This window comes from Longispora urticae (assembly GCF_053902585.1).
Window position 1 is genome coordinate 19,994 of the sequence record NZ_JAQZSH010000011.1, and the last position, 12,730, is coordinate 32,723.

The 12,730-nt window shown below is 70.0% G+C and carries 13 protein-coding genes; 9 read left to right on the forward strand and 4 right to left on the reverse strand.

All coding sequences use genetic code 11. The features are described from left to right. The first annotated feature begins 72 nt into the window (after positions 1–72). The 5 genes from purS to PT931_RS05065 all read left to right on the forward strand — a co-directional run bounded on the left by purS (position 73) and on the right by PT931_RS05065 (position 4,776). Complete coding sequence (gene purS / locus PT931_RS05045) at positions 73–330, forward strand: phosphoribosylformylglycinamidine synthase subunit PurS (protein ID WP_363729239.1); 258 nt, start codon at positions 73–75, stop codon at positions 328–330. Further along, a complete protein-coding gene (purQ, locus tag PT931_RS05050) occupies positions 327–1,010 on the forward strand; it encodes a phosphoribosylformylglycinamidine synthase subunit PurQ (RefSeq protein ID WP_456244520.1) in 684 nt (227 codons plus the stop codon). The genes purS and purQ overlap by 4 nt, the downstream gene beginning before the upstream one ends. Then, entirely contained in the window at positions 1,007–3,217 is a 2,211-nt protein-coding gene (purL, locus tag PT931_RS05055; protein ID WP_456244521.1) for a phosphoribosylformylglycinamidine synthase subunit PurL, read from the forward strand. The genes purQ and purL overlap by 4 nt, the downstream gene beginning before the upstream one ends. Next, a complete protein-coding gene (locus PT931_RS05060; RefSeq protein WP_456244522.1) occupies positions 3,218–3,976 on the forward strand; it encodes a 2-phosphosulfolactate phosphatase in 759 nt (252 codons plus the stop codon). A gap of 179 nt (positions 3,977–4,155) precedes the next feature. Further along, entirely contained in the window at positions 4,156–4,776 is a 621-nt protein-coding gene (locus PT931_RS05065; protein WP_456244523.1) for a hypothetical protein, read from the forward strand. Between the two features lie 52 nt (positions 4,777–4,828). On the opposite strand, the gene PT931_RS05070 is transcribed toward PT931_RS05065, so the two are convergent. Continuing rightward, positions 4,829–6,100 (reverse strand): carboxypeptidase-like regulatory domain-containing protein, encoded by a 1,272-nt coding sequence (locus PT931_RS05070; RefSeq protein ID WP_456244524.1) that lies wholly within the window; start codon positions 6,098–6,100, stop codon positions 4,829–4,831. 266 nt (positions 6,101–6,366) lie between these two features. On the opposite strand from PT931_RS05070, the gene PT931_RS05075 reads away from it, so the two are divergent. The 3 genes from PT931_RS05075 (at position 6,367) to purM (ending at position 9,523) form a co-directional block, all read left to right on the forward strand. After that, positions 6,367–6,672, forward strand: coding sequence for a sterol carrier family protein (locus PT931_RS05075; protein ID WP_456244525.1), 306 nt, complete (start codon positions 6,367–6,369; stop codon positions 6,670–6,672). 239 nt (positions 6,673–6,911) lie between these two features. Continuing rightward, positions 6,912–8,411, forward strand: coding sequence for an amidophosphoribosyltransferase (gene purF / locus PT931_RS05080; RefSeq protein ID WP_363729246.1), 1,500 nt, complete (start codon positions 6,912–6,914; stop codon positions 8,409–8,411). Further along, a complete protein-coding gene (gene purM, locus PT931_RS05085; protein WP_363729247.1) occupies positions 8,408–9,523 on the forward strand; it encodes a phosphoribosylformylglycinamidine cyclo-ligase in 1,116 nt (371 codons plus the stop codon). Before purF ends, purM begins: the two co-directional genes overlap by 4 nt. Before the next feature lie 98 nt (positions 9,524–9,621). On the opposite strand, the gene PT931_RS05090 is transcribed toward purM, so the two are convergent. The 3 genes from PT931_RS05090 to PT931_RS05100 all read right to left on the reverse strand — a co-directional run bounded on the left by PT931_RS05090 (position 9,622) and on the right by PT931_RS05100 (position 11,691). Then, complete coding sequence (locus tag PT931_RS05090; protein ID WP_456244526.1) at positions 9,622–10,137, reverse strand: amino-acid N-acetyltransferase; 516 nt, start codon at positions 10,135–10,137, stop codon at positions 9,622–9,624. Positions 10,138–10,228: 91 nt separating this feature from the next. Next, positions 10,229–10,411 (reverse strand): DUF3073 domain-containing protein, encoded by a 183-nt coding sequence (locus tag PT931_RS05095; RefSeq protein ID WP_363729249.1) that lies wholly within the window; start codon positions 10,409–10,411, stop codon positions 10,229–10,231. Positions 10,412–10,623: 212 nt separating this feature from the next. Beyond that, positions 10,624–11,691: a Glu/Leu/Phe/Val family dehydrogenase gene (locus tag PT931_RS05100; protein ID WP_456244527.1), complete on the reverse strand. Its 1,068-nt coding sequence runs from the start codon at positions 11,689–11,691 to the stop codon at positions 10,624–10,626. Between the two features lie 144 nt (positions 11,692–11,835). On the opposite strand from PT931_RS05100, the gene PT931_RS05105 reads away from it, so the two are divergent. Further along, entirely contained in the window at positions 11,836–12,678 is an 843-nt protein-coding gene (locus tag PT931_RS05105; RefSeq protein WP_456244528.1) for a hypothetical protein, read from the forward strand. Positions 12,679–12,730 lie beyond the last annotated feature (52 nt).

The window sequence follows — 12,730 nt, forward strand, 5'->3', positions numbered from 1 at the left end:
GGGCGTGGTGGTTCAGGTCGACCGGTAAGCTCTGAGGCGCTAATGGCTGTGAATTAACGTCAGGAGTGACCCGTGGCGCGCGTCGTAGTCGACGTCATGCTCAAGCCCGAGATCCTCGACCCGCAGGGGCAGGCGGTGGCCAATGCGCTGCCCCGGCTCGGCGTGACCGAGGTGTCGTCGGTGCGGATCGGTAAGCGGATCGAGCTCGAGTTCGTCGGCGAGCCAGACCTGGACAAGGCCCGTGAGATCGCGGACAAGCTCCTGGCCAACACGGTCATCGAGAGTTTCACGATCTCTGTCGCGGACGACAAGGGCCAGGTCGAGAAGTGAAGATCGGGGTAGTCACCTTCCCCGGCTCACTCGACGACGGGGACGCCCGCCGGGCCGCCCGCCTGGCGGGTGCCGAGGCCGTGCAGCTCTGGCACGCCGACGCGGACCTGAAGGGCGTGGACGCGGTCGTCCTGCCCGGCGGCTTCTCGTACGGCGACTACCTGCGCTGCGGCGCCATCGCCCGGTTCTCGCCGGTGATGGAGAAGATCATCGACGCGGCCAACGGTGGCCTGCCGGTGCTCGGCATCTGCAACGGTTTCCAGGTGCTCTGCGAGGCGCACCTGCTGCCGGGCGCCCTGCTGCGCAACTCCCACCTGCACTTCCGCAACCGGGACCAGAAACTGAAGGTCGAGAACACCTCGACCGCGTGGACCAGCGGTTACACCGAGGGCCAGGAGATCGTCATCCCGGTCAAGAACGGTGAGGGCTGCTACCAGGCCGACGAGCACACGCTCGACGCGTTGGAGGCCGAGGGCCGGGTCGTCTTCCGTTACCTGGAGGGCAACCCCAACGGCTCGCAGCGCGACATCGCGGGCATCCGCAACGAGGCCGGCAACGTCGTCGGCCTGATGCCGCACCCGGAGCACGCCATCGAGGCGCTGACCGGCCCGTTCGGCGGCGGAGTCGACGGCCTCGGCATGTTCACGTCCGTCCTCGCGTCCCTGGGAGTCAAGGCATGACCGCGGATACCGTCGACCTGGCGGAGAAGACGCCCGACGAGGAGCAGCCGTACGCGGCGCTGGGTCTCCAGCCCGACGAGTACGAGCGGATCCGCGAGATCCTCGGCCGGCGCCCCACCCAGTCCGAGCTCGCGATGTACTCGATCATGTGGAGCGAGCACTGCTCGTACAAGTCGAGCAAGGTGCACCTCAAGCAGTTCGGTGAGAAGACCCCGAAGAACAACCGGATGCTCGCGGGCATCGGGGAGAACGCCGGTGTCGTCTCGCTGAACGACAAGATCGCGGTCACCTTCAAGGTCGAGTCGCACAACCACCCGAGCTTCGTCGAGCCGTACCAGGGCGCGGCGACCGGCGTGGGCGGCATCGTCCGCGACATCCTCGCGATGGGCGCGCGCCCGATCGCGGTCATGGACCAGCTCCGGTTCGGCGCGGTCGACCACCCGGACACCCCGCGCCTCGTGCACGGCATCGTCCAGGGCGTCGGCGGCTACGGCAACTGCCTGGGCCTGCCGAACATCGGCGGCGAGACCGTGTTCGACCCGTGCTACCAGGGCAATCCGCTGGTCAACGCGCTGAGCATCGGCGTGCTGCCGATCAGCCGGATGCAGAACAAGACGGCGTCCGGCGTCGGCAACGCGGTGATCCTGATGGGCGCCAAGACGGGCCGGGACGGCATCGGCGGCGTGTCGGTGCTGGCCAGTGCCACGTTCGAGGAGGGCTCCGAGGACTCGCGGCCGGCCGTGCAGGTCGGCGACCCGTTCATGGAGAAGCTGCTCATCGAGTCCTGCCTGGAGATCTACGACGCGGGCCTGGTCGTCGGCATCCAGGACCTCGGCGGCGCGGGCCTGACCTGCGCGCTGTCCGAGACGAGCGCGGCCGGTGGGCTGGGCATGCGCGCCTACCTGGAGCGGGTGCCGCTCCGCGAGGCCTCGATGGAGCCGCACGAGATTCTGGCCAGCGAGTCCCAGGAGCGGATGCTGCTGATCGTCGCCCCGGAGAACGTGGACGCCGTCCTGGCGATCTGCGACAAGTGGGGCGTGCTCGGCACCAACATCGGTGAGATCACCGAGGGCGACCGGCTCGTCATCTCCTGGAACGACCAGATCGTCGTGGACTGCCCCCCGGGCAGCCTCGCCGACGACGGCCCGGTCTACGCGCGTCCGCTGCGGGAGCCGGCCGACCTGATCCTGCTCCAGGCCGACCGGGCCGAGACCCTGCCCCGGCCGACCGACCTGCGGGCCGAGCTGCTGACCCTGGTCGCCAGCCCGAACCTGTGCGACAAGAGCTGGATCACGGAGCAGTACGACCGGTACGTGCTGGGCAACACCGTGCTCGCCCAGCCCGAGGACGCCGGCGTGATCCGGATCGACGAGGAGTCCAACCTCGGCGTCGCGCTCGCCACGGACGGCAACGGCCGCTACACCCGGCTGAACCCGTACGAGGGCGCGAAGCTGGCGCTTGCCGAGGCGTACCGGAACGTCTCCGTCACCGGCGCCGTGCCCATCGGGGTCTCCAACTGCCTGAACTTCGGCTCGCCCGAGGACCCGGCGGTCATGTGGCAGTTCGCGGAGGCCGTCCGCGGCCTGGCCGACGGTTGCCTGGAGATGGACATCCCGGTCACGGGCGGCAACGTCAGCTTCTACAACCAGACCGGCACCGTCGCGATCAACCCGACCCCCGTGGTCGCGGTCCTCGGCGTGCTGGACGACGTCACGAAGCGCACCCCGATGGGCTTCGCGGAGGCGGGCGACACGATCGTCCTGCTCGGCGCGACCCGGGAGGAGCTGTCCGGCTCCGAGTGGGCGTGGGTGCGGCACGGTCACCTGGGCGGTCAGCCGCCTAAGGTCGACCTGCTCGGGGAGATCAAGCTGGCCGACGCCCTGCGCGCCGCCGACCTGGTGTCCGCGCACGACCTGTCCGACGGCGGTCTGGCCCAGGCCCTGACCGAGTCCGCGCTCCGGCGCGGCGTCGGCGCGACCGTCACGCTGGAGGGCGACGCCTTCGTGGCGCTGTTCAGCGAGTCGGCCGGCCGGGTGCTCGTCACGGTCAAGGACGTCGAGGCGCTGCGCGCGGTCGTCGGGGACATCCCGCTGACGGTGCTCGGCACGACCGGTGGCGACACCCTCAAGATCGAGGGTCAGTTCGAGATCCCGCTGACCGAGCTGGCGGAGGCCCACCAGGGCACTCTGGCCCGATTGTTCGGCTGAGTGTCCGAGGCGCCGGTCACGCAACCCGGGAGCGGGGTCCGCTTCGACTGGGGGCTGACCGGCGCCGCCGAACTCGGCAGGATTTGTTCTGTTCTGGTCGTGGTGGACGTTCTGTCGTTCACCACGTCCGTGAGCATCGCGGTCAGCCGCGGCACCCGGGTGTACCCGTTCCCGTGGGACTCCCAGGCCGCCGAGTACGCGCGCCGGATCGGGGCCACCGTCGCCGCCGCCCGGCGCGGGGCCACCCCGAAGCACCCGTGGTCGTTGTCGCCGGCCGCGCTGGCCGGGGCCCCGTTCGTGTCCGACCTGGTGCTGCCCTCGCCGAACGGCTCGGCGATCTGTTCCGCCGCCGGTTCCACCGGGGTGCCGGTGGTCGCGGGCTGCCTGCGCAACGCGCGCGCCGTCTCCCGCTGGCTCCTCTCCCAGGGGTACGGCACGGCGGACCGCCCGATCGGCGTCATCGCGGCGGGCGAACGCTGGCCGAACGCGACGCTCCGCCCGTCCGTGGAGGACCTGCTCGGCGCCGCCGCGATCCTGGACGGCCTGGTGACCGCCGAGGGTGGCCTGTCCGTGGAGGGGGCCGTGGCCCTGGCCTCGTACTCCGGAGTCCCGGACATCAGCGCGGCCGTCCGGGGCAGTGTCTCCGCCGGTGAGCTGCGGGACATGGGCTTCGCGGCCGACGTGGACATCGCCACCCAGCGCAACGTGTCCGACGTCGTCCCGATCCTGCGCAACGACTCGTTCATCCCCGCCGTCTAGGCCCCTCCGCGCCGCCCGGCAAAGGGCCCCGCGCTGCCCGGCAAGGGCCCGCGCCGCCCACCCGGCCCACCTCGTCCGAGCCTGTCCCGGCCACCTTTTGCCCTGTTCAGCCCGGTTCCCCGGGCGCTTTTCTGATTCCGGTGCGGATCCGCCGTGCCGGAACAGAAAAGGACACCGCGATGTCGGTACTCAAGAAGAAGGTTCTGCCTCTGCTCGTCGTCGGGGTCGCCATGGCCGGCCTGATGGTCGGTCTGAGCAGCGCCGCGAGCGCCTCGACGGACACGATGACGGCCGAGGCCACCTCGATCGCGACGGCCGCCGGCAAGAACCCGGACCAGAAGGCGGCCGACTGCCGGGCCAGCAAGACCCTCACCCTGCGGCAGAAGGTGGCCTGCGTCGCCACCAGCCAGCTGGGCGTCAAGGAGGACGGCACCCGGACCCGCAAGCCCACGAACTGCCAGAAGTACTTCAAGGACTTCGGTTCCAGCCTGAACTGCAACGACGACGTCAACGGCCAGTGGTGCGCGGCGTTCACCCGCTGGGTGTGGACCAAGGCCGGCGTGAAGCCGGTGCCCGCGTCGTTCGGGGTCGACAGCTGGCGTGCGTCGCTGACCGGCACGAAGTCCCCGCAGGTCGGTGACGTGGTGCTCAAGCCGCAGCACATCATGATCGTGGTGAAGGTCGAGAAGGTCGGCAAGAAGACCGTCGTGCACACCATCGACGGCAACGGCGGCAACGACGACGTGCGGAAGAAGAGCCACACGCTGGGCGCGTTCAAGTACGCCAAGATGGGCTCCTAGAACAGCGTCAGGGCCGCCCCGGATGACCGGGGCGGCCCTGAAAAACGCGTGACTAGTCGTCCAGCCAGTCCAGCGGGCGGCGGTTCTCCGGCTGGCGGGCGCCCGGCTGCTGGCCCTGAGGGGGCTGCTCCGGCCGGTACTGCTGGGTCCGCTCCTCGTGCTGCGCCGGCTGCGCGCCGTACTGCCGGGTCTGGTCCGCGTACGGATCCGCCGCCGGCCGGCCACCGTACTGCTGGGTGGGCGGCGCCGCGTACGGGTCCGACGGGCGGCCGTACTGCTGGGTCGGCGGAGCGGCCGCCGGCGGGGCCGCGTACGGGTCGGCGGGCGCACCGTACTGGTCCGTCCGGCCGCTGTAGCCGCCGCCGTAGGGCGCGGGGTCCCCGTACGGGTCGTCGACGACGAGCGGGCCCTGGTGCATCATCGTCGGCGAGTCGTCAGCGGCGGGCCTGCGGCTCGGGGTGCCGCCCGGGCCGCCGTACACGGTCGGGGTGGGCGGGGCGACGCCGCCGTCGTCCTCGTCCTTGCCCTTGCGGAGCAGGAAGTAGATCGCCGCGCCACCGCCGCCGATCAGCAGGATGCCGAAGGCGATGATCAGCCAGGTCAGCAGGCTGGTGCCGCCGTCGCCCTTGCCGGTCTTCGCGTCGGCCTGCGGGGAGGAGGAGGTCTCCGCGGACGGGGCGGTGGACGGGGAGGCCGCGGCGGACGGGCTGGCCGAGGCGGTGGGCGAGGCCGACAGCGCGAGCTTGAGGTCGGCGTTGGTGATCGGCTGGTCGGCCACGCCGGTCCGGGTCAGCTTGCCGATCGCGAAACCGGACTTGCTGGCCTGGATGGAGATCGTCCCGACCTTGAACGGGTCGCTGCGCACGTCGATGACGTACGCGCCCTGCTCGTTGGTCGTGGTGCCGCGCACCTTGCCGGTCGAGTCGGTGGCCTTCACGTCGGCGCCGGGGACGGCCGCGCCGGCGGCGTCGGTGACCGTGCCGGTGACGCCGAGGATGCCGCCCGCGGGGGCGCCTGCCGCGACGTTGACGTTGAAGCCCCGGTCACCGGTCACGGGCAGCGCGCCGGCGTTGGCCGAGACGTTGGCCTGGAGGTTGCTCGCCGGGGTGCCCTGCTGGGCGCCGATCTGGAAGGCGACGGAACCCTTGCGGTTCTTGTCGATGTCGAAGGAGCAGCTCGCCGCACGGCCCTGGTTGGCGAGCGTGCAGTTGATGCCTGCCGACGACTGGATCTGGTCGGAGAACGTCACGCTGGACGGGAGGGACACGTTCAGCGTGCCCTTGGCGTCCACGGCGTTGCTCTTGTTCTCGAGCTCGATCGTCACTGACCCGGTGCTGCCGGCCTTGACCGAGACCGTTCCCGGTGACACGTTGACTTCTACGCCATCCGCTGCCAGGGCTGGTGCCGCCGTCAATGCCACACTGCCGACGATGAGTGCGCCGACGACGCCGATTCGCGTCACCCATGCCGCTCGGTGCGTGCCCACGTTTCCCGCCTCCTGGTCAGCCTTCCCCCCGCATTACCACCGTCGTGCACTATACGGCGGACCGGGGAGGTGTTGCCGCTCGCGCCCGGAGCTATGGTCGGTTCATGCCCGTTCATGACGCGAATTCAGTCGGCGATGAGAAGAGCGCCACTCGTTTGTATCTCCAGGAGCTGGCGAAACGGGCACCCGGAAGATCGGTGGAGGTGCGCGTCCCGCCGTACGGGGCGGTGCAGTGCATCGGCGGTCCCCGGCACACCCGGGGCACCCCGCCGAACGTGATCGAGACCGATGTCCCGACGTGGCTGGCGCTCGCGCGGGGCGAGCTGGACTGGGCGGCGGCCGTGGCGGCGGGGCGGGTCCGGGCGAGCGGGTCGCGGGCGGATCTCTCCGAGTACCTGCCGTTGGTCTGACGTTAATCTTGTCACAGGCAAACAGTACAAATAGAATGAAAAGGATTGTCGTGATTATCTCCGCCAAATTGGGGTACGGCAAAAAGTCCTAATTATGGCACTCAATCACTGGCGTGAGCCCCTTGTCACCCGCTATGGTCAGTGACGAAAAGCGGCTCAGCGGTGGCTCTCTGGCCAGCACAGGGGCTCGCGTAGACTCACGGACGACGGCTATTCCCCCTCTCTGCGAGGAGCGGCACGTGCGCCGAGGCGACGGGCAGTTGACCCATGACCTCGACCCCCAGGACCAGGGACCACAGGACGCCTGTGGGGTCTTCGGCGTCTGGGCCCCCGGCGAAGAGGTCGCCAAACTGAGTTACTTCGGGCTGTACGCACTGCAGCACCGTGGCCAGGAGGCTGCGGGCATCGCGGTGAGCGACGGCACCGGCGTGACCGTGTACAAGGACGTGGGTCTCGTTTCCCAGGTCTTCGACGAGTCCACCCTCGGAAGTCTGCACGGGTACCTGGCGATCGGCCACGCCCGCTACTCGACCTCCGGCGACTCCACCTGGGAGAACGCGCAGCCGACTCTCCGGTCCACCAGCGCGGGCACCACGATCGCGCTGGCCCACAACGGCAACCTGGTGAACAAGGCCGAACTCGCAGCGCAGGCCGCCGAGATCAGCCCCGGTGAGCTGGGTACGAGCGACACCGGCAGCCTGGCCACCCTGCTCGCGGGGTACCCGGACCTGTCGGTCGAGGCCGCCGCGATGAAGGTGCTGCCCACCGTCAAGGGCGCGTTCAGCCTCGTCTTCATGGACGAGAACACGCTGTACGCGGCCCGTGACCCCCAGGGCGTCCGCCCGCTGGTCCTCGGCCGGCTGGAGCGCGGCTGGGTCGTGGCCAGCGAGAAGTCGGCCCTCGACATCGTCGGCGCGAGCGTCGTCCGGGAGATCGAGCCCGGCGAGCTGATCGCGATCGACGAGGCGGGGCTGCGGTCCGAGCGGTTCGCCGCCGCGGACCCGAAGGGCTGCGTCTTCGAGTACGTGTACCTGGCCCGCCCGGACGCCACGATCTCCGGCCGCAACGTGTACGCGGCCCGGGTCGACATCGGCCGCCAGCTCGCCCGCGAGTTCCCGGTCGACGCGGACCTGGTCATCCCCACCCCGGAGTCGGGCACGCCGGCCGCGATCGGCTACGCCCAGGAGTCCGGCATCCCGTACGGCGTCGGCCTCGTCAAGAACGCCTACGTCGGCCGGACCTTCATCCAGCCGTCCCAGACGCTCCGCCAGCTGGGCATCCGGCTCAAGCTGAACCCGCTGCGCGACATCGTGCGCGGCAAGCGCCTGGTCGTCGTCGACGACTCGATCGTGCGGGGCAACACCCAGCGGGCGATCGTCCGGATGCTCCGTGAGGCGGGCGCCCTGGAGGTGCACGTCCGGATCTCCTCCCCGCCGGTGAAGTGGCCGTGCTTCTACGGCATCGACTTCGCCACCCGCGCGGAACTCCTGGCCAACGGCCTGGACAACGACGGCATCCGCCGCTCGATCGGCGCCGACTCGCTCGGCTACGTGTCGATCGACGGCCTGGTCGCGGCCACCGAGCAGCCGAAGAACCGGCTGTGCAGGGCCTGCTTCGACGGGGAGTACCCGATCGAGCTGCCGCAGGACAACCTGCTCGGCAAGCACCTGCTGGAAACCCTCAGCAAGCGTCGCGAGGACTCCTCGCTGACCACCGGCCCTCATAGGGGAGAGTCATGACCCACGCCACCGAGGACGTGAAGAAGATCCGGGAGCCGTGGAACGGGGGCAAGCGCCGCGGCGGGCCCTCGTACGCGGACGCGGGTGTCTCGATCACCGCTGGTGAAGAGGCCGTCGAGCTGCTGAAGAGCAAGGTCCGCAAGACCTACCGGCCCGAGGTGGTCGGCGGGATCGGCGGCTTCGCCGGGCTGTTCAAGCTCGACGTGCAGAAGTACAAGCAGCCTCTCCTGGCCTCCTCCACGGACGGCGTGGGCACCAAGCTCGTCATCGCCCAGCAGATGGGCATCCACGACACGGTCGGCATCGACCTCGTCGCGATGATCGTGGACGACCTGGTCGCCTGCGGGGCCGAGCCGCTGTTCATGCAGGACTACATCGCCTGTGGCGAGGTCGTGCCGGCCCGGATCGCGGAGATCGCGGGCGGGATGGCCGACGGCTGCCGGTACGCGGGCTGCTCCCTGGTCGGCGGCGAGATCGCCGAGCACCCGGGCGTGATGCGCGCCGACGAGTACGACATCTCCGGCACCGCCGTGGGCGTCGTCGAGGCCGACCTCGTGCTCGGCCCGGAGCGGGTCCAGCTCGGCGACACCGTGATCGCGATGCGCTCCAGCGGCCTGCACTCCAACGGATACTCCCTGGTCCGGCACGTCCTCCAGGGCGTGGGCCGGATGCGCCTGGAGTCCGTCGTCGAGGAGCTGGGCACCCAGCGCACCCTCGGCGAGGAGCTGCTCACCCCGACCCGGATCTACGCCAAGGACTGCCTCGAGCTGATCGCCGAGTGCGACGTCCGCGCGTTCGCGCACATCACCGGCGGCGGCATCCCCGGCAACCTGGACCGGGTCCTCCCGCACACCATGGACGCCGTCGTGGACCGTTCGACCTGGCGCCCGCAGCCGATCTTCGAGCTCGTGCACGCCAAGGGCAAGATCGAACTGGCCGAGATGGAGCGGACCTTCAACATGGGTACCGGGATGATGGCGGTCGTCTCGGCGGCCGACACGGACCGGGCGCTCGCCCTGCTCACGGCCCGGGGCGTCGAGTCCTGGGTCGTCGGCGAGGTCGTCGAGGGCACCGGCGTCGTCCAGATGATGGGCGACTACACCCGGGGCTAGTCAGCACGGACAAGGCCCCCGCACACCGTGTGGGGGCCTTTCCAGACCCTTTTCCGGGTACGCGGCGCGCCGGAGCCCTGCGCCCGGCCCAGCCCTGCTCAGAGCAGCTTCAGCATCCGGGTGTTGCCCAGGGTGTTCGGCTTGACCCGCTGCAGGTCGAGGAACTCCGCCACGCCCTCGTCGTGCGACCGGAGCAGCTCGGCGTACACGGAGGAGTCGATGGGGCTGTCCTCGATCGGGGCGAACCCCTGCCGGGCGAAGAAGTCCACCTCGAAGGTGAGGACGAAGACCCGCCGGATGCCCAGGTCGCGGGCGGTGTCCAGCAGCTCGGCGACGAGGCGGCGCCCGATGCCGGCCCCGGCCAGGGTCGGGTCCACGGCGACGGTGCGGATCTCGGCCAGGTCCCGCCAGAAGACGTGCACGGCGCCGCAGCCGACGACGCTGTCGGCCCGGGTGGCGACGCGGAACTCCTGCACGGTCTCGTACAGGGTGACCGCCGGTTTGGTGAGGAGTCGGCGGTCCGGCGCGTACATGTCGATGAGGCGTTTGATGCCGGGCACGTCCGAAGTACGCGCCCGGCGGATTGCTATACGGTTAGCCGCATCATCATGCACGGGTCGATGCTACTCCGCGCCGACGACGGAGCGCACCGCCCTGGTCGGACGGCGCGCTCTCGCAATGACTGGTGAAGCTGACGTGCGGTGCTCAGCGCTGGGTGGGTGCCCAGGGGTCGTCGTCGTCCTCGTCGAGGTCGTCGCGCTCCCCGGCTGGCTGCGAGTCTCCGCCTGCCAGCTCGCGTTGCAGCTTGTCGAAGTCCGTAGTGGGGGAGGAGTACTTCAGCTCCCGGGCCACCTTCGCTTGCTTGGCCTTAGCACGGCCGCGCCCCATGGCCGACCCCCTCGCACAGAAGAACGGGGCGGCCCCAAAGAGGCGGGCCCCGAAGACGTCAGGTTATCTCGTGCAGACAACACTACAGCGCCCAGGCGACTTGCAAAATCTCGCCCCACCGGCGCGCCCGGGGGATCACGGGCAGTTCAGTTACTTTTGTCCGAACTGCCCAGCAATCCCACCGGGTTAACGACGTCACACCTGGCCGACGGTCAGGGCAGCAGGATGGTGCGCAGCCGACCGCAGTCAGCCATCCGACGCTCTGCCAGGTGGTCGGCGGCGGCGGCCGGCGAGATGTTCTCGGTGTCGGCCAGGGCCAGGATCTGCTTCGTGGTGTCGAAGATCCGGGTCGCCCGCGCCTTGGCCCGCTCGAAGTTGAAACCCGCGATCTCGTCGGCGACCTGGATGACGCCGCCGGAGTTGACCAGGTAGTCGGGGGCGTACAGCACGCCGTTGTCCGAGAGCAGCTTCTCGACGCCCGGGTGCGCGAGCTGGTTGTTCGCGGCGCCCACGACGACCTTGGCGGTCAGGACCGGCACGGTGTCGTCGTTGAGGGCCCCGCCGAGGGCGCAGGGCGCGTACACGTCGAGGGGGGTGGTGATCAGCGACAGCGTGTCGGCGACGACCTCGACCTGGGGGTAGGTCGCGCGGACCCAGTCGAGGGCGGGCTCGTACGGGTCGGTGGCGACCACGGAGGCGCCGTCCTCGATCAGGTGCCGGACCAGGTACTTGCCGACCTTGCCCAGGCCCGCCACGCCCACCGTACGGCCGGCGAGGGACGGGGTGCCCCACTTGTGCTCGGCGGCGGCGCGCATGCCCTGGTAGACGCCCCAGGCGGTCAGGATGGAGGAGTCGCCGGCGCCGCCGTTCTCCACGGAGCGCCCGGTGACGTACTTCGTCTCCTTGGCGATGATGTCCATGTCCTGGACGTACGTGCCGACATCGCAGGCCGTGTAGTACCGGCCGTTGAGGGACTCGACGAACCGGCCGTAGGCGCGCAGCAGCGCCTCGGACTTGTCGGCGACCGGGTCGCCCCAGATGATGGCCTTGCCGCCGCCGAGGTCGAGCCCGGCGAGGGCGTTCTTGTAGGCCATGCCCCGGCTCAGCTCCAGCACGTCGTGCAGGGCCTCTTCCTCGGTGGCATAGGGGTAGAACCGGGTCCCGCCCAGTCCCGGGCCGAGCGCGGTCGAGTAGATCGCGATTACGGCCTTGAGTCCGGACTGCTTGTCCTGGCAGAACACGACCTGCTCGTGTCCCGTGTCGGCGGTGAATACGCCCATCGCAAACTCCTGTGTTTGGCCGGCCCTTCTGGGGCCTTCCGACGGGCCCGGCGGGGTGGTGCCGGGGTATTCGCACGATAGACCGCCCGATCGAACGGGTGGCTTGCCACCCGTGCGGTCCCACAACGTGCGACGATCGGGCGCGTGTCGTCTCCGTTTGCCAGCTTTCTTCGGGTCTACGAGCCGCTCGCCGCGTTCGACCGCGAGCGGCAACGCTACTGGCGTGGCTACGCCAAGTCCGGCAGGGCGGTGTCCACCAGCACCGGCCCCGGGCTGCAGCGCACCCTGATCCTCGAGTCCCTGGGCGCCGGCTGGTCGCGCCTGCCCGACGAGGACGAGGCCTATCTGCTGTGGAAGACGGAGCCGGACCTCAGTCCGCCGCTCGTCTGTCCGTGGAACCTGCGGGTCCGGGTCGCCGAGTCGGCGCTGGAGGTCCGCGACGGGGTGCCCCCGGTGCTGGCCGACGCGTTCGTCCCGTCCCGGCTGGCGGAGGCGGCGGAGGCCGCCCTGGCCGGCTGGCGGGCGTCCGTCTCCGAGCCGGGCAACGCGCCCCGGCTGCACGAGCAGTCCTCGAACTGGATGGTGCCGATCCGCTGGTTCGTGTTCGTGGAGCCGTCGGAACGGGAGGTAAACCTCCTTCCCGAGCGTTCTGTCGTATTCCGGACGCCGATCTCCCTGGCCCGCCGCCGCGGTCACCGTGCGTTGGCGATCCTCCGCCGGGCGCTGCCGGACGGCCCGGTGACCTCCGAGCTGGCCGACACCGTCCGCTGGCTGGAGGAGTTCCACCCCGGTTCGATCCTCGAGTTGGACTACGGCGGCCTCGCCGGACTGATGTCCGAGACCAAGCTGATGGCGGACAGGTCGGCCGAATTGGCGGCCAACGGGGTCGCCGCGATGGCCGAAGGGGACCTGAATGGGGCCGGAGCGGCCTATGAAGAACTGGTTGAGTTCTGGCGTGAGACCCAACTGTTAGAACGCTGTAACTGATTCGTGACCATCGAAGAGCGACATATCCACATAAATTAGCCAATGATCCGCC

Bases quoted from the DNA above. Each gene is read 5' to 3' on its own strand.
- purL (WP_456244521.1), top strand. From the start codon at position 1,007: ATGACCGCGGATACCGTCGACCTGGCGGAGAAGACGCCCGACGAGGAG.
- PT931_RS05075 (WP_456244525.1), top strand. From the start codon at position 6,367: ATGCCCGTTCATGACGCGAATTCAGTCGGCGATGAGAAGAGCGCCACT.
- PT931_RS05095 (WP_363729249.1), bottom strand. From the start codon at position 10,411: ATGGGGCGCGGCCGTGCTAAGGCCAAGCAAGCGAAGGTGGCCCGGGAG.
- purM (WP_363729247.1), top strand. From the start codon at position 8,408: ATGACCCACGCCACCGAGGACGTGAAGAAGATCCGGGAGCCGTGGAAC.
- PT931_RS05100 (WP_456244527.1), bottom strand. From the start codon at position 11,691: ATGGGCGTATTCACCGCCGACACGGGACACGAGCAGGTCGTGTTCTGC.
- PT931_RS05065 (WP_456244523.1), top strand. From the start codon at position 4,156: ATGTCGGTACTCAAGAAGAAGGTTCTGCCTCTGCTCGTCGTCGGGGTC.